A 19327-nucleotide genomic window follows, 5' to 3' on the forward strand; every position below is an offset into this window, starting at 1 on the left:
GGGCGGGGGCGGCGACGGCCGCCGGTGGGTCAGCCGCTGCCGCCCCGCCCACCGTCTCCGGAACCGCCGGCTCCCCCGGCAGCACCACCGAGCACCCCTTCGACGAGGCCGCGCCCCTGCTCCGCCACCCGGCGGCGCCGGAGCGCGACGAGTCTCAGGACGACCTGCACCAGCTCACTGGGCTCGAAGGGCTTGGCGAGAAAAGCATCGACCCCGACATCGAGCCCGCTGTCGACCTCCTGCTGGGTGCAGGCACTGACGACGGCGAGGGAGAGATCGCGAGTACGGGGATCGGCACGCAGCCGGCCGGCGGTTCTGAGCCCGTCCAGCCGGGGCATGACCACGTCGAGTGTCACTACATCGGGCCGCACTTCATGAACGACATCCAGACACTCGACACCATCGGCCGCGGTCACCACCTCGAAGCCCTCCAGTTCGAGGTTGACCCTGATCAACTGCCGGATGACCTTGTTGTCGTCCACAACAAGCACCCGGCCCGAGGCGCCTGACACAACTCGAGAGTAGGTCGGCACCGGCCACCGCGTCCGGGTTTTCCCCACTTCCAACCCCCGAGGGCGACACGGCCCCTCTCCGACCGCGGAAAACGCGTTCATGACCACCCCGAGGGAGCTGGTAGTGTTCTACCCGTCGCCGCGAGCAAACAACTCAGCGCCCGACACGCCCCCGTAGCTCAGGGGATAGAGCAACGGCCTCCGGAGCCGTGTGCGCAGGTTCGAATCCTGCCGGGGGCACTCCGGATTAAGACCCTGACCTGCAGAAATGCAGGTCAGGGTCTTTTTTGTGCATGACAGAACAACAACGGCCCACTTAACCGTGTGCAAGTGGCTGCCATCGGGGCGCTGACCAGCGGTTTCATCGCGATCTAAGGCGGAGGGGACGAGTCCGCGATCCCGCAGAGAGAGCCATGTCGGATTCTGCGGGATGCATGCGGGATGAAGGTCGGCGAGGGTCCCTCCCGACCCGCCTTAAAGCTCTGTGACCTGCGGTTTTCATCGCTGGGGACAGCAATGCCCTACGTCCGGGGGGCCGTTTGTCTTTCTGGGGCCACAGGCACCACGAAGTCTCGATCAGCCATCAAGCCGTGCCAGCAGAGCTTTTCGGGTCCCAGGCCATGAGGAGGGCGGAGGCCGGCGCGGCCCAGTCCTCGGCTTCACGCAGGAGATCAGTCGCCCCCATCGCGCCCTCTTCTGCCAGGAGTTGCTCGCCGATGCCCTGGGGAACCCACAATGCGGCCGTGGACCGGCGCCAGTCCACGGCAACCTGGTACACCGCGAGGACGGCCGACTCCCAGTCCGTCAGCACCTTGTGTGTCCCTGCACCATGCGTGTACGGCCCGGTAGGCCGTATCTCCACCCCGATCAGGCTCCACGGCTTCCCGACCGACGCCATGGCCGCAGCTTCGCGGGCTTGCTCGGCCCACGCTTCGGTCAGCCGTTCCAACGACTGCTCTGCCTCGTCCCTCCCCTTCCGCCGACGCCCCACCGCTTCGTGGAACGCCAGCTGGGCCGAGAGCACTGCTTCGACGAGCGGTTTGGCACCCCACTGCGCATCGGTGCACCACGCCCGCCAGGTCCTCAGCAGCACGCTGGCGGCATCGGGGCCGAAGATTCCGAAGGCGGTTTCCGGGGTGAGTACGGGCTGAGGCAGCGACGGGACCGCCGCAGCCTCGGCGAGAGCGCGAGGATCGCAGAAGCGGGCGACCAGAAGCCGCTGCCGCTCGACCAGTAGGACATGCGCCGCGGTCCACTCCTCGGCCCACGGGCGCAGCCACGGACACTCGGTCAAACCCTTCTCGGCCGCGACAAGGCGACTCTGGGTGTCACGCCACAGCGACACCAGATTGGCGCGGCACGCCCTGGCCGCTTCGTGGCGTTCCCAGGCGTCGGCGTCGTCTTCGTCTGCGGGATACTCGCCTTGGGAGAGAACGGCCGCCGCTTCGGCAACCTCCTCCTCTGTCGGTAGCTGCTTCTGCTTGTCGTCCTCGTGGAGCCGCTGCAGCGATAGGGCGGACAGGGTGTCGAGGAAGACGGACCACCGCCCGCCAGGCAGCTCCCAGCGGCAGCTCCAGTTCGAACAGAGCCGTTCGGCCGCGGCCATATCCAAGGCGAAGTCGATCGCTCGCACCTCGGACGCCTTGCGAAGCAGAGGACAGTCCTCGACCGCGTGGATGCGCCCGGTGCCGGTAGCAGTGGTGAAGCCCGGAAACCTCGTGCCCTCGAAGGGTCCCAACGGCACGCCCGGCTTGATGAGGCGCCCCAGCACTGCCGAGCGGCTTCCTGCTGCTGTCGTGTTCATACAAGCGACCCTATTGGGCTGCCACAGCGTAGTCCTCGGCGCACGCACACATCAGCAGGGCAGCGCCGGGACGCCGAAGGGCGTTGTCCCGCTCGGAGCGCGAGATCACCCTCTCTCTATGGGGGAGCGCACAGACGGTTCTACTCGTACTCGCGCAGGAGCCTCTCGATACGCTGATTTGCGATCGCGGAGCGGCCGTACAGGCACTTTGCATAGCGGGTCAGAAGCGCCTCCACACTGTTGCCAGCGCGCTCCGCGACTTCAGCAGGGTCAACAGCGGCGTTAAGCCAGGTGGACAGGGCTGAGTGACGCAGGTCGTACGGACGGGCGGCGAGTGGCGAACGAACGAGATCCGCCGGGAGAGCCAGCTCTCGGGCCTCGTGCCAGACGCGGTCATAGGTGGTGGAGGCGACGATGCCGCCACGTTCGTTGAAGAACAGTCGCCCATCGTCGGCAGTGCCGAAGGTCTCGGCGCTCCACCTCCACAGCTCCACCAGCTCGGGTGGCAATGGAACGACGCGCACGTCGTCGACCGGTCTGTTCTTCAGCCCGCGATCATCATGGAGTCGTCCCGTATCTGTCGACCTCTTCCCTGCCTGCGGCAGAGTGCGGCTCAACGTCACTTGCCCCCACCCCTCTGAAGGCAGAACGCAGGCGGGCAAACCAACCGCGACCGCTTCGGCTGGCCTCAGCCCCGCGTAGTACATGCCGGAGAACAAGCCGATCAGCCGACGACCACGGGCGCGTCGGTAGCTGCCGACGTACGAGACGGCGCACAGCAACTCACGCGCCTGGGCCGGATTGGCGACCACTCGTGGATCGACCTGTTCGACGGTTGTCGCGACTCGCCATTGGATCGACGCCAGGTGGTCAGCGGGGAGTTTGCGCTGCTCCATCGCGTAATGAATGGCATGCACCAGAACTTTGTGCTTGTGGCGCTGAGTCTCCGCGGCTGCCGCCGTACCGTCCTGTTTCAGACGCAGGGTGGTCAGGACAGATCGCATGACGCCCGGGTCCAGCAAGTCCATGAGCGGGCGCGAGGCCACCGCGATCCAGCGCAGAGCCAGACGGACATCGGCTGGCATGCCGCGCGGGTCCGGGCGAGGGAACACGAAGGCCCAGCCTCGCAGCGCGTGCCGTATCAGGTGGTCACTCGGCCGGTCGCGGAAGTCTCGGAGCATAGCCCGCGTGATCTCACAGAGCGCATCACTCGTTTCGTTGCGCGTTTTGGCCGCGATGAGGGGCCAGCGCATATCCAGGTATTCCAGCGCGAAGGCGTACCAGCTTTGGGCAGCCGAGTCCTGGACGGCGCCCAGGCATTCGACTGCACCACTCTGCTCACGGATTGCTCTGATCAGCGCGGCAGCGAGTTCATCGCCCAGGTTTCCGATTGCCGGCCCCTGCACTGCGCCCTGGCCGACATCGCTCCGGCGCCGAGTTCGGCTCGAACCGCGTCGGCTCTCCCCTTCGACGGCCTGCGGTTGCTTCCCTTTCGGCTTCACGGCGAGCCACCACCTTTCCCACCAGGTAAACCCGCTGGAGCTGCGTGGTGATACCCCGCCCCCACCGCAAGAGCATCAGCGGTAGGATAGGTAGCATGAGTGAGCCTACCGGCAAGTATTCGATCACCATGCCGCGCGACATCGCCGAGGCCGCCAAGGCCCGCAGTGGCCCCTCCGGGCTTTCCGCCTATGTGGCCGCCGCTGTCGCCCGGCAGATCGAGCGCGACAACCTCAACGAGATCATCCAGGTCGCCGAGGCCGAGCACGGACCCATCAGCGATGAGGAGATCCAGTCGGTGCGCGACCAGCTCCACCACGCCCGGAACCAGCAGCAGACCCAGGGCGGAGCCAACGCCGCGTGACCCGCTCCCCCGCCGCCCCCGGCGGCACGCTCGTCCTCGACAGCGAAGGACTGGCCAAAGCGGTCCTGCGCGACCGGACCGTCACGGCCTGGCTCACCCTGGCCCGGACCGACGACCTCCGCGTGATCACTTCAGCGGCCACCCTGGTGGAGGTCGTCCACCCCCGGATCAACCGCCCCGCCCTGGAGTGGACCCTCTCCCGCATCATCGTGGAACCGGTCACCGAGGTCATAGCCCGTCACGCGGCGGCCCTCCTCGCGGACACCGGTCTCCACGGCCACAAGTACGCGATCGACGCCATGCTCAGCGCCACAGCCCTCACCGCACCGGGGCCGGCCACCATCCTGACCTCCGACCCCGACGACCTCACCACCCTCTGCGGTGGACACGCGACCGTGATCAAGATCTGACCACTCTCGCCTCAGGTGAAGGGCGGACGAGAGCATGGTCGACGTGCGGTTGCAGGCGCCGCGCCCCGGCGGTCACGGTCTGGCAATGGCAGCGTTGGTGAAGGAGTCTGCCCAGGTGGCGACCGCTACGGAGCACCCGAGGGATCAGCAGGCAGTGCCGTGAGTGCGACTGCCCTTCCACCGGTCCCGGAGCCTGGGCAGGCCGTCAAGGTGCGGGGCGCCGCCTGGGCGGTGTCCGACATCCGGAAGCAGGGTTCTTCCCCATAGCCCCGCCGACGAGGGCGTACCGGGCCGTACCCGTGTGGTCGGCCTGCAGTCGCTGGACGAGGACCGGCTCGGGCAGGAGCTGACGGTGGTCTGGGAGCTGGAGGTCGGGCACACCGTCGCTCCGAACCAGGGGCTGCCGGAGATCGTACGGGCCGAGGCGTTCGACGACCCCAACACGCTCGCCGCGTTCGTGGACGCGGTCCGCTGGGGTGCGGTCACCTCGGCGGACGCGAATTCGTACCAGGCTCCCTTCCGCAGTGGCGCCAATGTGGAGGCGTACCAGCTGGTGCCGCTGAGCCGTGCGCTCCAGTCATCGCGCACGAACCTGCTGCTCGCGGACGATGTCGGCCCGGGCAAGACCATCGAGGCCGGGCTTGTCGTGCAGGAACTGCTGCTGCGGCATCGCGCGCGGTCCGTGGTGATCGTCTGCCCGCCGAGCCTCTCGTTGAAGTGGCAGGACGAGATGCGGGAGAAGTTCGGCCTGGACTTCGTCATCGTCAACAGTGAGCTGATGGCGAAGGTGCGTCGGAGCCACGGGCTGAACGCCAATCCTTTCCGGCTCTTCCCGCGAGTGATCGTGAGCATGGCGTGGCTGCCGTCGTTGCGGGCGCAGCGCCTGCTGCGTGACGTGCTGGCCGATGTGCGCGGCGCGGGGACGGCCAGGCGGTACGCGTTCGATGTGCTGGTGGTCGACGAGGCGCACCATGTGGCGCCGGCCAGCCCAACGACGGCGCCGGGGCGGCGTGGCTACGCGGTGGACAGCAAGCGGACGACGGCGACGATGCGGCTCGCCGAGGCGTGCGAGCACCGGCTGTTTTTGAGCGCGACGCCGCACAGCGGCTACTCGGAGTCGTTCACGGCCCTGCTGGAGATGATCGACGGTAGCCGGTTCACCCGTGGCGCGAGGATCGACGGGCAGGCGCTGAAGGAGGTGATGGTGAGGTGGCTGAAGGCCGATCTTCCGGACAAGGGGTTCAAGACCCGGAAGCCGGGGCCCCTCCCGTTCACGCCGTCGGAGGAGGAGCAGCAGCAGTTCGCGCGGCTGGAGCGGCTGCTGGCGGACAGTGCCCGGGCGAACGGTAAGGGTTCGGGCGGGGACATCGTCGCGATGCTGCTGAAGAAGCGTTTCCTGTCCAGCCCGTGGTCGTTCGCCCGCACCCTTGAGCTGTACGAGGGCTCGGACGGCGGTGACCGGCAGCTTCGGATGGATGACGAGGACCAGTACTACACGGAGGTGCTGGGCAGCGGGCAGTCGGACGAGGAGGAGGGCGCGGCGGAGCACGCCGAATTCACCACGCTGCGCCCGTCCAAGGGCTCGGACCCCCTGGTCGCGGCCACGCGCGGCGAGATCGCCTCGCGCATCGAGTGGGGGCGCCGCCACGAGCACGAACCCGATTCCCGTGGAGGGACTGCTGACGTTCCTCGCCGCGGTCTGTCGGCCGGACGGCGCCTAAGGGCGTTACGCAAGGCCGTGTTCGGGCAGGTCAGGGCGCATGGTGGCAGTCCCCTGATCATGACGTGCGGGCAAGGTTGTGTATGTGCGCGACGGCTTGGACGGCATGGTGGAGGCCGTCTCCTCGTTGCCGACAGTCGCGGAGGATCTTGTAGTTCTTCATCCGGCCGATCGCATGTTCCACCCACGCGCACCTTGCGGTGGGCGGCGTTGTCTTCTTCCTCGCCCGTCAGCAGGGCCGGGTGGGGGCGTTTGCGGTGTGGGGTGACCATCCCGCAGTTGAGATAGGCGCCATCGCCCAGCAAGGTCACGTCCTGGCAGTGCTGGACCGGGCGGGAGGCACGCCAGGCATGGGCGTCCGCGATGATACCCGGTACCGGCCTGGCTGCCGCAATCACCAGACACGTCTCTGCATCCACGATGAACTGCGCGTTCGCTGAGAATCGGTAGTTGCGTGACGAGGAGCCCACGTGCCGGTCCCGGACCGGGACCAAGGTGCTGTCCACGATCCACAACCGGTCGCCCGCCTCAGCCGGACGGGAGACAGGCTCCAGTGCCAGCAGCGGACCGAGCCGCTGGATCAGCCCGCACACGGTCGAGGAAGAGATCCCGAACAGCGGCCCGAGCCGTGGCATGGTCAGGTTCGTGCGGTAGTGGACGGCCACCACCAGGACCTGCTCGCCCAGCGGAAAATCCCACGGCCGACCGCGCAGAGTTCCGTTGCCCCCCACCCTCCAGGACGGCCAGCAACAGCTGGCCGCACTGGTCCATTCGCAGTCCGGTGAACGTCTCCCCCCACCCCAGGACTTCGGCACAGGTGACTGACGCCCGGTTTATGGTGACCTGTTGGCTGGTGGGTGCCCTGGAGGCAGGACGGGCATGGCTTCCAAGGTCATGGAGTTCTCGACGCCCCGTGACCTGCCTGGAAGACCGTGCCCGCCGACGCGGCATCCCCCATCCCGCCCGCCCTTGACCGGCTACGCGAGCAGTCCGACGCCGCTCCGGGGGAGGTCCCCGGCCTGCTGGAACGACTGGCCCAGGTACCGGACCCACACGATCCGCGCGGTGTGCGGCACACGCTGGCCGTCATCCTCACCCTGACGGCATGCGCGGTACCGACCGGGGCGACCTCGCTGCCGGCGGTCGGCGAGTGGATCACAGACGCGCCGTCGCATGTGCTGGAACACCTCGGCGTGCACCCAGACCCGCTGCCGCCCAGGCGGCTGGCCCCTGCCGAGGCGACGGTCCGCTGGCTGCTGACCCGCGCCGACGGCGACGCCCCGGACCGGGCGGTAGGTGGCTGGCTCGCCGACCGCCGACCCGCGAACTCCGGGCTGCGCGCACTGTCCGTGGACGGCAGGATCCTGCGCGGCACGGCCAGGGCCGCAGGCCGGAAGACCCATCTGCCCGCTGCGGTGGAGCACACCACCGGCCTGGTCCTGGCCCAGGTCGACGCTGGCGAGAAGACCGGCGGGACCACCCGCTTCCAGACGCTGCTGGACAGCGTCGCGGACCTCGCCGGAATAGTAGTCGCCAGCGACGCATGCCCACCCGGCGCGAGCACGCCGCCTGCCTCCTCGGCCGCCGGCCCCACTGCATCGCGATCGTCAAGGACAACCACAAGAAGGTGCGCAGACAGAACGAATCCCTTCCCTGGAAGGACATTCCGCTCCAGGGACGCACCCGGGGAACCGGACATGGCCGCTCCGGGATCCGCCGGATCAAGGTCGCCACCGTCAACAACCTGCTCTTCCCCGGCGCCTGCCAGGCGGTCCAGGTCAAGCGCCGCCGCACCGACCGCAAGACCGGCAGGACCGGCATCGCGACCATCTGCGCGGTCACCAGCCCGACCGCCGGACAGGCCACGCCCGCCCAGCTCGCGCAACTGATCCGGGACCACGGGAAGATCGAGGCCCTGCACCATGTCCGCGACACGACCTTCACCGCGGACGCCTCCCCACCGCAGACCGGGAACGCTCCCCGTGCCATGGCGACCTGGCGCAACCCCGCTGCTGGAGCCCTGCGGCTGAGCGGCGTCAGGAACATTGCGGCCGGCCTCCGCCGCAATGCGCGCGACGCACGCCGGCCCCTCGCGCTCCTCGGCCTTACGTGATCACAGAGCGGATGCCGGGCGACTACGCCGAAGCTCTGGGCCGAACCCGGTGACATGCGTGTGCCATATAGGGAGACTGGCGACAGAGATACGCGAGCAGTCGAAGGCCGAAGGGCAAAAAGTGGCACTGGCGAAGAAGGGTTCCCGCCGCATTGTCGTCGACGGCGTCGAGTACCGCTGGCGAGTGAGCAGGAAACCGTGCTGCGACTACGATGGCATCACATTGAGTTACATGGTGGAGGACGCGGCCCGTCCCGGAACGACGCTCGTCGTGGAGACCGGTCGGCCAGCCATGCTCGAACCGAACATGATGCCGGCTGAGGTCATCCTGCCGCGCGAAGTCGCCGCGGGAATTCGGGCCTCGCGGTCGAACGGCTGGACGCCCAGCTCCAACGGTTCGCCGTTCAAGCTGCACCTTTCCGCTGTCTGACCCGGCCTTACCGAAAGAGGCGCGGCAGCGCGGGCCCGCAACCGGTCTCCCGCGGGATCGGAGCGGGGCCTGGCCACGAGCTATGGCGAGACGCCCCGACAGCTACATGGCGGGGCTCCAGCCGCGCGGATCGTGTGGGTCCGGTACCTGGGCCAGTCGTTCCAGCAGGCCGGGGACCTCCCCCGGAGCGGCGTCGGACTGCTCGCGTAGCCGGTCAAGGGCGGGCGGGATGGGGGATGCCGCGTCGGCGGGCACGGTCTTCCAGGCAGGTCACGGGGCGTCGAGAACTCCATGACCTTGGAAGCCATGCCCGTCCTGCCTCCAGGGCACCCACCAGCCAACGAGATTACCCGTCCGGGGCCGTATCGCCGCCCATTTGACTGGTCGAGCTACGCCGTTCCGACCGACGCGTCGGCAGCCCCACTTTCGTCGAGCTCATCGTTCTCAATCTCCACATCATCAACCTTGACCACCGGATCACTGCCAGAGTCAGACAGCTCCAGGCCGAGCCACCCCTTGAGTCGTGTGTAGGCCAGACGTAGGAGGACATCAGCACGCTGATCCATGAACGCCGGATTCAACTCGCCCTCCCGCTGGCCCAGTGCTCGCAGGTGCGGGAGGTAACGCGACAGAGCCGCTAGATCTTCGGTCGACTGCGCGAAGGTCAAGCCAGAACTTGTGAGGATCGACTTGGCATCTTCGGCCGTCGGAGCACCGAGTGCCGCATACAGAACCTTTTTCTCGGTCCAAGGCCGTGAACTGAGAGACGCGTTGGCAGCACCTGGGGCCAGGACTAGGTTTCCTAGTTTATGGACTGTCTCCTTCTCGCCGTAGAATTCCTTATCCCACCCCTTCGTCTCCTGCTGTGGTGCGATGTGTTCGACCGTGAGGTGCGTCTCGTCCGCCCAACCATCTGCAGTGAAGCACGAGGCGACCCCCGCCTTTCCTTGGATGATTAGTCCCGGATTCCCCGGATCCTCAATTGTGTCGTGATACGCAGCCAGAAGAATGAACCGCGTCAGCGGGCGGGCGATTTTGTAGAGCGGCAGCGCGGAAGCATCTGCCAGGAACGAGGGCAAATTTGGGATTGCGCCGTGCTTAGGGTGAGACAAACGCGCCGCAAGTTCCTTCTTCAGCGCCTCGGCGTCGACGATCGGAGCAGGCTTCGATGCACCGGGCACTGCCCACTGGCGAGCGAGCGGACCAATCCCCGTGACCGAGTCCACTCCGGCCATGACGGCCCTGTACTGGCTGTCGATGTTTCCCGTGCCGCGGCGGGTTGCTCGCCAGAAGACCGTGAAGGCAGTGATTGCCTTGATCGCCTTCTCGAACTCGGCGATGCGTTTTTCCCTCGCCTCCTCTTCATCCGCGTGGACAGCCTCGGAGTAAAAGCGTACGAGCGGCGCGATGGCGATGGTGTGATTGAGTGAATTAAGGAAGGCTAGACACAATTTCACGGTGTCCGTCATGGCGGTCGCTTCTAGCCCGGGGAGCGTGCGAGGAGAGTTATTCGCGGGCTCCCAGGCATTCCCGACAAAAGCCGCAGTGTCGCGCAGGTGCCGCAAGTACGCGCTTCGATCATCGGCCGAGTGCTTGTGGCGCTCAAAGGTATCGCGCATGTAGACCCGTTGATCCGGGAGGCGCTTAGAAAGCTTCTCCCCAGTCTCTGCCAACGCGAAAGTGACCAGCAAGTCTCGAGTTGCGTTCTGAAGCTTGTCTCCGACGTCAAAACGGTCCAGGTAGCCCTGAACCGCCTTCATGTACGCGTGTGCGTCCGAGTCCTGGTAGTCCTGAATCTTCTCTGCCATCACCACCCGAGGGAGGAAGGTCTCGAAGGCCGTCAGAGGCTCGCCCGTGGTATTCAACGACTCGAAGATAGTGAAGGCGTAATCCTCGTCCTTGCCTTGCACGACGGTCAGAGCGATGCGGTTCAACCCATAGGCAGCAAACATGACGAGTCTCATCAGCTCAGCCTCGGGCTCGTCTTGCAGCTCCCCCAGCCAAGCGCAGAGGTCCGAGTCAAGTTCGTGGTTGAAAAGCGCACGCTGGAACTCGATATTGGTGGCCAGAGTTGCTAGCGGTGGCAGATCCTCCAGCTCCTCTACGGACTTTCGCTGCGACAGCTTGGTCAACCCCGTACGGATCTCGTTAAACCTCTTGATGAGGTCACCTTCGCCTTCACCTGCATTCTGTCGAGCCGTCGGCCTGAAGTCAGTTGGCCTAGAAGTTGCCACTTCACCATCGGCTAGCAACGAGTACTGGTAGATAAGGTTGGCGATCGGCGACTCATACTGCTTGAGCTTCTCGTCCCTGGCCCACTGATCCACAAAGGCTCGAATGAGGCGTGGGTAGATCGGAGTAGTTCCGAAGTTCTTGCGCTCGTAGAACGCCGCCCCAAGCATCTGCAGGATGTCGCTCGTTTCCGAATAGAGGTGGGTCCGAGCGCTCTCGGTCGGATCCGGAGTCTTTCCCTTGAAGACCTTCCACGCACGCTGACGAATGAGATTGTGCAGGCCGACCAGCAGGATAAGAAGGCTCGACAAGCGCTGCTGCCCATCGATCACGGTAAGGACCTTGGACGGCACTTCGGACTTGACGATTGGCTTCACCGTGACGTGGTTAACATCATGGATGGTGATGACAGTCCCCAAGAAGGTGAAGCTGTCCGGCGCCTTGCCTAGATTCTTGAGGCCATGCAGTGTATCGTCGAGCAATTTCTCGACCTTGTCTTTACCCCAGCCGTACGGACGCTGATACGGCGGCAGGTAGAGGCCCAAACCATTGTCAGAAAGCAGCTCGCGGACACTCTTACTCTGTGCCTCGAATATTTCCTTGGCCTGCGTAGGCACGCGTTGCCCCTTTTCGTTCAGCAGGTTCATTCAGATCAGATGCGGCATCGTCATAGAAGGGACTCTCAACCCGTATTTCGGCTCAACGATCGTGTAGCTGATGTCGCAAATCGTGATGACGGTACCGAGGAATCGGCCCTCGAACTCGTCAAGCCGATCAAGGCCGTGCGCGACTCCACCGAGAATGCATCTGATCTCGGGCAGTTCCATCTGCATGCGCACTGACACGAAGGAACATAGAGCCCCTAACTGGGCTCACTGAAGAACTGAGAAGCTGACATCCGTGCCGCGTCAATAACCAGCCAGTTTGCATATCCCGGTTTCCCTCCGCCACCGTTCCACACCTGTGAGCGAGTCGTCACTCATGGTGGCATACGAGTGGTCGACATGGGCAGCAGCAACGCCATGCGCCCATCATGCCCCACATGTGACGTTGCGTCACCCCATCACAGAGAAGCTCGACTTGTCGTGTGCGGGTGCGATGCGCTCCTTCGGGAGGTGTGGGACACAGTATGGGCGAGGCCACAACGACAAGTGGGATACAGGCTTGATTGGAACTCGGGAAAGCAACAGCGGCCCCAGCTCGATCTGCTGGGGCCGCTGTGTGGGGTTGCGTCAGAGGTGACAGACGGAGCAGCCAGCCTCGTCGTCGTCTGAGTCGAGTGCGTCGGAAAGAACCTCTAGCAAGGGACGGTTGGGCTTGATGCGTTTGGCTACCCGCTCAAGGGCCGCCTCATGCTTGGCCTCGATCTCATCCTTGCGCTCCATCAGTTCCGGCAGCGACTCGCCCTGTGACCAGGTGTAGTTGCGACCCTTCATGGCGGTGTGTCGGTACCGGACCTTCTCCTCATACTCGACGGCGCGGTCGAAGAGGTCGGGGTGGCGTTCCTTGAGGCCGACCCACTCATGCTTGCGCTGGAAGAAGCAGAAGTAGCAGCCGGAACGTGTGCGCCACTCGTAGTAGCCGGGCAGACCGATGCCTGCCTCATCGAGGATGCGCATGACGCCGTCCTTGTCGATGCCGTCTTCACGGAAGGGGAAGACAGCATCGATGTTCGGCTTAGTGCTGACGTAGCCGAGGCGGTTCTCGTCGGCTCGGATGGCAACGTAGGAGATGACCTTGTCGTCACCGACCCAGTCTTCCAGGGGCTTGATCTTGAGATTCTTGGTGCACCAGCGCATCTGCGGGCTAGGCAGCGTGCCTTGGTAGACCTCCATCCAGTGGTCGAAATCCCGGTCGGCATTCAACCGTACGATGGACTTGCCGAGGGCGGCCTCTAGGCGATTGAGGTACTCGTACGTTTCGGGCAGCTCGGCGCCGGTGTCGCAGAAGAAGTACTCCATCTCCGGGACTCGGTTGCGCATGTAGACGGCGAGCGCTGAGGAGTCCTTGCCGCCGGAAATACCGAGCACGTGCCGGACCTTCTGGGTGTCGGCTCCGTCGGTCATCCCTGTGCCTTCCTTTCAGTCGCTGCTGTCGCGGCATCGGTCACGCACTGGGCGAGGGCCGCGAGCAGGATCCTCGCTCCGTCCGGTCCGAGAGTGTCCTCGGCCTGCTTCAGGACGGCGGCGGCGAGGCTGTTGGCCTCACTGCGGGCCTGTTCCGGCACGTAGATCAGGGTGCGTTGTTCCACGCCGGCGCTGTCGGTCAAAGTCAACAACTGAGGGTCGAGCTTCTCTTCCCGACCACGGGCCTCGTTCCCTGCATGGTGCAGGTGTCCGACGCGATCAAGGGCAGCGGCCATCGATCGGGCCTTCTGGGGAAAGACCTTGGCCTCGCGGTCGTCCCAGTCTCCAAGGGCAGAATTGGTCAGGCGTACGACGATGGGTTCGAGCCAGTCGTCGTCCTCAAGGTCGTCGCTCAGAACAAAGTCGATGAATCCGCGCAATTCTGGTGTCAGTACGGCGTCAGCGAAGCCGCGCAGCCGAGCCGCGAGTTGCAGGCGCAGCTCCGGCAGTTCGGCTGGCAGGCGGAACTCCTTGGCGAGAACACCCACGACCTGGAGGCGCAACTGACCGTCGATGGCGACGAGTTCGTCCGCCGCCGCGGTGAGCCGCTCAACGTAGGCGTTTGCTGCTTCCGCGTTGGCACGAGTGCGGGCCGGGATCTCGGCGAGACCAAGGGCCTTCGGCAGTGCGTGGAAGATCAGGTCGTCCGGGTCCAGAGCCCGGGCGATCGTGGTCCGCACGGTTCGGGCGTCGGCCGAGGCGTTCTTGGTGGTGCGGGCGTACTTGTGCAGGTCGGCCACGCGCATGATCAGGGCGCTGGCAACGGAGAGAAGGTCGGGATTGCGCAGGGCCTTGGAGCGCGGTGCCTCAACGCCGAGCGAGACCATGAGCTTCTTGATGACGCTGCCCCGCTGGCCGTCTCCAGCTGGCGTGTACTTCACCGAGAAGCGCGCCGGTCCCTTGACGAGGCGCTCAACGACGTCCATGGTCAGCCGAGGTAGGTAGGTACCTTCCTCGAACAGGGCGACATCGTGGCGGCGGATGATCAGGGCCGGGATCAGGAACACAGGAATCACACCGGCCTTGAGCCCGAAGGGCGGGCTCATCAGAACACGGATGACCTCTTCCACGCTGACCCGCTCGATAGCCCCGGTCACTACCTCGTTGAGCGCGTTCCAGGCGGGCTGAGCGTGCTCGTGACCCTCGCCGGGTGGGGAGAAGCCGTACGGGAGCAGGCTTTCCTGTTGACTCTCGGACTGTGCCTCCCCGTTCTCGCGGTGCAGGCCGAGGTAGGCCAGGACACCGTGGTAGATGGCTCGTTCGGCCCTGTATCCCGGCAGTCCGAGGTTCTCCTCGCCCGAGGCGGAGAGCATGGCAGTCAGCAGTATGCCGCGAGCCTGGGCGGCCTGACTGGTCAGGACGTGGCGGCCGAGCATCTCGTTGCGGATGTGCGGAGTGTCCGGGTACACCGATGCACAGGCGAGGGAAACCAGGCCGCTCAGGCTGCGGGCAGTCAGGTCAGAAGCGGCGGGTTCTTCACCCGAAGCGATCCCGGTGTGCCACAAGCTCCAAGAAGCTTCGGAGGACGGCGGGTAGAAGGCGTTCTGCAGCAACTCCAGTAGCTCGGCCTCGGCTTGGACGAGCCGCTCCATGACTTCCCGCCGAGCGACATGATCGATGTCTTGCTGGACACTGAGTTCCTTCAGTGCGACGAGGTAGGTGGCCGTGGTCAGCACGACGCCGGGGTCGGGGGTGGAGCCCACGAGTACCGGCAGAGGCGAGTGGACGTTGGGCCGGTCGGCGTCAGTGCCGAAGTGGAAGACGACGAGGCCGTCGGCAGGCTCCTTCAACTCATCCGGAGCTGCCACGGTCTTTGTCTCCGGGCCGCTGACCGCGGTGTAGAACACGCGCATCATGCCAGTGACCTGGCTGTGACGGCTGGCCACGAATGCCTGCGGGACGAGACTGCCGAGGCGGTTGATGACCGCAGCATCACTCAAGTGGCTAATGATGTCCTTGAGCCGACCGTCGATGTCGACGTCCGTGCCCTGCCAGACCCTGTACTCACCACTGAACTCGCGGTGGACCACGAAGCCCCGGCGGACTAGATCGGCGAGCCTGTCTTCGAGTGCCGCGAAAGCGTCGGTGTCAGCGACGTCGTTGGGATCGTGGAGAGCGAAGTGGATCATTGGGGCGATGGCGCTGAGGGCCCCATCCGAGTCGATCAGATTCAGGACGCCGATGGTCTTCAGTACGTCCTGGTCGGCGTTGGAGAGGCCGTTGGCGTCCCGGATGCGGGCGTCGACCTCGATCCACCGGCTCGCATTGGCGGAGGCGAGCAGGGTGGTGCGCCCGGAGTTGAGGAAGTAGTCGTAAAGCTGCGGTAGGCGCACCGTACTGGCGTGCTGCACCTGGTCGTTGCTGTGCTGGGCCAAGGAGTGACGGACGGTGTTGGGCTCCCCGCTGTTGAGGAACCCTGACAGGCTGCGGTCGTGCTGGCCGATCTGGGCGGCAAGGATCGGCGCGGCGAGTGCCGTGATGGGGTGCAGCGGGTAGAGGTCAGCGAAGTGGTCGGGGCCGAGTTCGGCGAGAACGCCGAGACCGTGCTGGGTCCAGATGTCCGCGGACGCGGCGGCGCAGGCGTTGATCAGGTCCCGCCCCGCAGCGTTGACGGCCGAGCGGTCGAGGCGGCGGCGCAGCAGGTGCAGGGAGTCACCGTGGTGAGGGATAAATGTGATGTCTTCGAAGCGCCCCTGGATCTTGGCCCATTCGCGGGTCTTGAGTTCGCTGGAACGTGAGGCATAGTCCATGAACGACAGGTGCTGCAAGGTCATCAGGTAGACGGGCAGCCCGTTGGGGCCGGCCGACTTCTCGGCGAGCTCCTGCAGCAGAAACAGGTCGTGCTGGGCGTCGGCGAACTCGTCATGACTGGCGAGGTGTTCCAGCGTCTTGCCGAACTCGTCAATGACAAGGAGCAGAGGCTGCCTCGAATGCGCCGTCAGTGCCGCGACGGCACCGAGGATTTCCTTGGCCCCGGCCCGGTCCAGGTCGGCGCACGCCCCTAGGGCGGTGGCGATGGCCTTCGGGACCCTCTTGCCCCAGCGTCGCGCCGCCGCGGTGTGCAGCGCGCGGGAAAGGGTGGCGACGACGGATTCGCGGCGGGCGGTGGCCACTCCGCCGAGGAATCCCTCGGAAGCGACGGCATCGCGAGCTGTGGCAAGGCGTTGAGCGAGAGCGGGGCTAGCCTCTCTAAGGATGCGCTCGGCCTCGCCGCGGCGCTCGCCATCGCGGCCCAGCAGCGCGTCGATGATGTTGGACAGGGTGGACTTGCCGGAGCCGTAGGGTCCGGTGAACGACCAGGCGCGGGGGCGGCGTTGGTCGGCCAGCGCACTTGCGATGCGTTCCAGGACGTCGACGGCCCGAGCTCCGACGTAGGGCTCGTGCAGCGAGTCCTCAACGTCGCGCTCGAGGTTGGTCGAGCGCATCTGGGAGCCGACGAGTTCGATGCCAGCGGGGAACTGCGGAGCGAGGCTCGGCGCGCTACTCAAGGTCCACGCGGAGGTTGCGGTGGTCACGCGGTCTCCTTAGCAAAGAGCGTGTCGGTGGTGTCGTCCGTGTCTGTGGCATCTGCGGCCTTCATGGCGAGTTCCTTCTGCTCGGCCTCGGCGAGCTTGGGGAACTTGGCGTCCCACTCCTCACGGGCGGGGAAGCCGGGACGGCGGGTGACGAAGTCGTACTGCTCGTCGAGCACTTCCCACGCCAACTCGAAGGGGTCGGCCGAGAAGGCAAGGCTGCGCTGTCCCACGGCCTCGGTCAGGTCGAGCTGCGGATGGTCCGCAGCGACCCTCTGCAGCGCCATGACGATCTCGTTCTCCCGGACGCGGAAGGCACGCCCCGGGGAGCCCGGCTCATTGGCAAGCCGGGCAACGGAGATCGAGTTGGCCTGCCGGGAGAACTTGGCGGCGTAGTCGAGGCAGGCGTAGGCCAGAACCCGGGCGGGCAGCGAGGTGCGGTGCCCGCTGGTGAACTGCCACTCGGCATTTCCGCGTGTGCCGACAAACGTCAGCAGGTCCAGGTCACGGAAGGGGCAGGCAAGCAGGTCCTCGTAGCTCCCCGGCGAGCCCACCTTCTCTGGGGCGCTGCGCGCGTACATTTTGGTGAGGCACTCGATGTCCTTGACGATCGACGCCTCCTCCGGGCTCTTGTCGTAGGAGAAGTTCACATGCCGGGTGACCACCTGCGTCATGTCCGCGACCGTGAACCGGGAGAACGGCGCGAGATGGAAGGCCGTGTACCAGGCCGGCGCCCAGCTCTTGGCCCCGGGGCGCGACGAGACCAGCCACCAGTGGAGCAGCCACAAGCTGCCGTTCTCCTCCAGATACGGGTCCGCACCATGCTCGTCAAGGAGCCAGCGGGCTTCCCAGGTGGGATAGGCGTACTTGGCCTGAGTGCCCTTCGTGGGCGAGTGCTCCCGGGTCAGTTTGAACGCCCGTGACCAGTAGCGCATGGAGTAGACCATGTTCTTGCCCACACCGAACCGCACTGGGGCATCAGCCGCGAGGAACGCACCCTGATCGTGTTTGACCTGCATATACGCTTTGTGCAGCCAGCCGAAGCGGGGCGCGAACGTTTCGTGTCGCGCGAAGGAATAAAGGGCGGCTTCCCCAAGCCGGCTGTCTGACATCCGGGACCTCTCTGTGTCTAATGCGATTGCTCTAATGAGGCTGGTGAATGGGGTAGCGGTCAGCGGGGACCGTCTGCTCCGGCCAGCACGGCCCGAACCTGCGTCACAGCACGTATGACGGCCTGCGCAGCGTGCTCGACCTCGGCTTCCGTAGTGGCGTAGCCCAGCGAGAATCGGATCGTGCTGTCGGCATCCGCCCGAGACAGCCCCATCGCCAGGAGCACGTGACTCGGCGTCGGAGCGCCGGACGCGCAGGCACTACCCTCCGAGGCCGCGACGTCGGGCATAGCCGCCAGGACCGCGTCCGCAGGCACCCCAGGGAAAGTAACGCTCGTCACACCTGGCAGACGCTGATCGCGTCGACCGTTGATACGGCAGTCGGGCAGGGCGCCGGCGATCAGGCGTTCAAGGCGGTCACGCATGGCTGCGACTCGAGCGGCCTCCTCGTCGATTCCGTGCGACGCAGCCTCAGCTGCTGCTCCCATGCCGATGATCCCAGCCACATTCAGCGTGCCCGCACGCCAACCTCTCTCCTGTCCACCGCCTACAAGGAGCGGCCGGTGCGGGAGTGGGGTCCCGCGCCGCACATACAGGGCACCGATTCCCTGCGGTCCGCCGAACTTGTGGGCCGACAGCGACAATAGGTCGACGTCGAGCTCGGCAACGTCCACAGGGACGCGGCCGATGAGCTGTGTGGCGTCTGTGTGGACGAGTGCACCGGCTTCCGATGCCGTCTTGGCAACTACGCGGAGATCAGTGAAGACACCGGTCTCATTGTTCGCCGCCATCAGGGAAACCACTCCCCCACAACGCGCGACAAGGACCTCTTCCAGGCCGTCCAGATCCACCAGGCCGTCGCCACCGACCTGCAGGAGCACAAGATCTTCGGGGCTTCCTGCGGTGACAGTGCGGGCCGTCTCCAGCACAGCCGGATGCTCAACAGGGCTTGTGACCAGGGGACTTCCGGCGGTGAACGCGGACCGCAGGGCCAGATTGTTCGCTTCGGTCGCGCCGGAGGTAAAGATGATCTCGCCGGGCGAGCAGCCGAGGAGGTCGGCTAGCTGCCGACGGGCGACATCGACTCGATGAGCCGCCTGCCGTCCAGGGTGGTGCATGCTTGAGGCATTGCCGACTGACTGCATGGCCTCGATGACGGCCGCGCGGGCCTCGGGCCGGATCGGAGCGGTGGCATTGTAGTCAAAATAGGATGAATCCGGACCATCCGACTCGCTCATCGTTAGCCACCCCCGCCTCGCTCGTGTCGCACACCAATGTACTGCTACTGGTGGAAGCCTCGTCACGCGCCCGGGGTTCCACCAGTAGCTCGCCGCGATCTTAACCGCGAGCCAAGATCCACTCCCTCAATGACTCGAACGCGTGGTGTCGCAGGCCATTTATCGAATAAACATTCCATTAAAGTGCGCAGACTCTCCCGCGAGATCCGTTTCGCCCCCCATCGCACGGACCAATTGCCGCTCCTGGCTGGGCTTTT

At 65.6% G+C, this 19327-nt stretch carries 13 protein-coding genes, 1 tRNA gene and 3 pseudogenes; 7 read left to right on the top strand and 10 right to left on the bottom strand.

What is annotated here, in order from left to right; genetic code table 11:
* Positions 1–29: 29 nt before the first annotated feature.
* Positions 30–614 (bottom strand): response regulator, encoded by a 585-nt coding sequence (locus AB0O01_RS29910; protein WP_365318187.1) that lies wholly within the window; start codon positions 612–614, stop codon positions 30–32.
* A 66-nt stretch (positions 615–680) separates the two neighbouring features.
* Here AB0O01_RS29910 and AB0O01_RS29915 point away from each other — a divergent pair.
* Positions 681–752, top strand: a tRNA-Arg gene (locus tag AB0O01_RS29915).
* A gap of 343 nt (positions 753–1095) precedes the next feature.
* Here the strand turns inward: AB0O01_RS29915 and AB0O01_RS29920 are convergent.
* Both AB0O01_RS29920 and AB0O01_RS29925 read right to left on the bottom strand, forming a co-directional pair.
* The gene (locus AB0O01_RS29920; RefSeq protein WP_365318189.1) at positions 1096–2316 is read right to left on the bottom strand and encodes a hypothetical protein; all 1221 of its coding nucleotides are present in this window, start codon (positions 2314–2316) and stop codon (positions 1096–1098) included.
* 140 nt (positions 2317–2456) lie between these two features.
* Positions 2457–3818, bottom strand: a complete 1362-nt coding sequence (locus AB0O01_RS29925; protein WP_365318191.1) for a site-specific integrase — start codon at positions 3816–3818, stop codon at positions 2457–2459.
* A 95-nt stretch (positions 3819–3913) separates the two neighbouring features.
* Here AB0O01_RS29925 and AB0O01_RS29930 point away from each other — a divergent pair, with 95 nt between their 5' ends.
* The 3 genes and pseudogenes from AB0O01_RS29930 to AB0O01_RS29940 form a co-directional block, all read left to right on the top strand.
* On the top strand, positions 3914–4180 hold the full coding sequence (locus AB0O01_RS29930) for a CopG family transcriptional regulator (protein WP_365318192.1): 267 nt from the start codon (positions 3914–3916) through the stop codon (positions 4178–4180).
* On the top strand, positions 4177–4590 hold the full coding sequence (locus tag AB0O01_RS29935; RefSeq protein ID WP_365318194.1) for a DNA-binding protein: 414 nt from the start codon (positions 4177–4179) through the stop codon (positions 4588–4590). The genes AB0O01_RS29930 and AB0O01_RS29935 overlap by 4 nt, the downstream gene beginning before the upstream one ends.
* 553 nt (positions 4591–5143) lie before the next feature.
* Positions 5144–5695 (top strand): annotated as a pseudogene (locus AB0O01_RS29940) (SNF2-related protein); the annotation flags it as partial.
* Positions 5696–6368: 673 nt separating this feature from the next.
* On the opposite strand, the pseudogene AB0O01_RS29945 reads toward AB0O01_RS29940, so the two are convergent.
* Positions 6369–7081, bottom strand: a pseudogene (locus AB0O01_RS29945) (transposase family protein).
* A gap of 296 nt (positions 7082–7377) precedes the next feature.
* Here AB0O01_RS29945 and AB0O01_RS29950 point away from each other — a divergent pair.
* The 3 genes and pseudogenes from AB0O01_RS29950 to AB0O01_RS29960 all read left to right on the top strand — a co-directional run.
* Positions 7378–7557, top strand: a pseudogene (locus tag AB0O01_RS29950) (transposase family protein); the annotation flags it as partial.
* 296 nt (positions 7558–7853) lie between these two features.
* Positions 7854–8423, top strand: coding sequence for a hypothetical protein (locus tag AB0O01_RS29955; protein WP_365318399.1), 570 nt, complete (start codon positions 7854–7856; stop codon positions 8421–8423).
* 121 nt (positions 8424–8544) lie between these two features.
* A complete protein-coding gene (locus AB0O01_RS29960) occupies positions 8545–8853 on the top strand; it encodes a hypothetical protein (RefSeq protein WP_365318196.1) in 309 nt (102 codons plus the stop codon).
* 389 nt (positions 8854–9242) lie between these two features.
* On the opposite strand, the gene AB0O01_RS29965 is transcribed toward AB0O01_RS29960, so the two are convergent.
* The 6 genes from AB0O01_RS29965 to AB0O01_RS29990 form a co-directional block, all read right to left on the bottom strand.
* Positions 9243–11732, bottom strand: a complete 2490-nt coding sequence (locus tag AB0O01_RS29965) for a DUF262 domain-containing HNH endonuclease family protein (protein WP_365318198.1) — start codon at positions 11730–11732, stop codon at positions 9243–9245.
* A complete protein-coding gene (locus tag AB0O01_RS29970; protein ID WP_365318200.1) occupies positions 11733–11918 on the bottom strand; it encodes a hypothetical protein in 186 nt (61 codons plus the stop codon).
* A gap of 399 nt (positions 11919–12317) precedes the next feature.
* Positions 12318–13151: a phosphoadenosine phosphosulfate reductase family protein gene (locus AB0O01_RS29975; protein ID WP_365318202.1), complete on the bottom strand. Its 834-nt coding sequence runs from the start codon at positions 13149–13151 to the stop codon at positions 12318–12320.
* The gene (locus AB0O01_RS29980) at positions 13148–16726 is read right to left on the bottom strand and encodes an ATP-binding protein (RefSeq protein WP_365318204.1); all 3579 of its coding nucleotides are present in this window, start codon (positions 16724–16726) and stop codon (positions 13148–13150) included. Before AB0O01_RS29980 ends, AB0O01_RS29975 begins: the two co-directional genes overlap by 4 nt.
* Positions 16723–17835: a DUF4007 family protein gene (locus tag AB0O01_RS29985; protein ID WP_365318206.1), complete on the bottom strand. Its 1113-nt coding sequence runs from the start codon at positions 17833–17835 to the stop codon at positions 16723–16725. Before AB0O01_RS29985 ends, AB0O01_RS29980 begins: the two co-directional genes overlap by 4 nt.
* A gap of 59 nt (positions 17836–17894) precedes the next feature.
* Entirely contained in the window at positions 17895–19070 is a 1176-nt protein-coding gene (locus AB0O01_RS29990) for a cysteine desulfurase family protein (protein WP_365318208.1), read from the bottom strand.
* Positions 19071–19327: the final 257 nt, after the last annotated feature.

Source organism: Streptomyces sp. NPDC093252 (assembly GCF_040683675.1).
GTDB lineage: Bacteria > Actinomycetota > Actinomycetes > Streptomycetales > Streptomycetaceae > Streptomyces.

Bases quoted from the DNA above. Each gene is read 5' to 3' on its own strand.
- AB0O01_RS29910 (WP_365318187.1), bottom strand. From the start codon at position 614: ATGAACGCGTTTTCCGCGGTCGGAGAGGGGCCGTGTCGCCCTCGGGGG.
- AB0O01_RS29920 (WP_365318189.1), bottom strand. From the start codon at position 2,316: ATGAACACGACAGCAGCAGGAAGCCGCTCGGCAGTGCTGGGGCGCCTC.
- AB0O01_RS29930 (WP_365318192.1), top strand. From the start codon at position 3,914: ATGAGTGAGCCTACCGGCAAGTATTCGATCACCATGCCGCGCGACATC.
- AB0O01_RS29955 (WP_365318399.1), top strand. From the start codon at position 7,854: ATGCCCACCCGGCGCGAGCACGCCGCCTGCCTCCTCGGCCGCCGGCCC.
- AB0O01_RS29965 (WP_365318198.1), bottom strand. From the start codon at position 11,732: ATGAACCTGCTGAACGAAAAGGGGCAACGCGTGCCTACGCAGGCCAAG.
- AB0O01_RS29970 (WP_365318200.1), bottom strand. From the start codon at position 11,918: ATGCAGATGGAACTGCCCGAGATCAGATGCATTCTCGGTGGAGTCGCG.
- AB0O01_RS29975 (WP_365318202.1), bottom strand. From the start codon at position 13,151: ATGACCGACGGAGCCGACACCCAGAAGGTCCGGCACGTGCTCGGTATT.
- AB0O01_RS29985 (WP_365318206.1), bottom strand. From the start codon at position 17,835: ATGTCAGACAGCCGGCTTGGGGAAGCCGCCCTTTATTCCTTCGCGCGA.
- AB0O01_RS29990 (WP_365318208.1), bottom strand. From the start codon at position 19,070: ATGAGCGAGTCGGATGGTCCGGATTCATCCTATTTTGACTACAATGCC.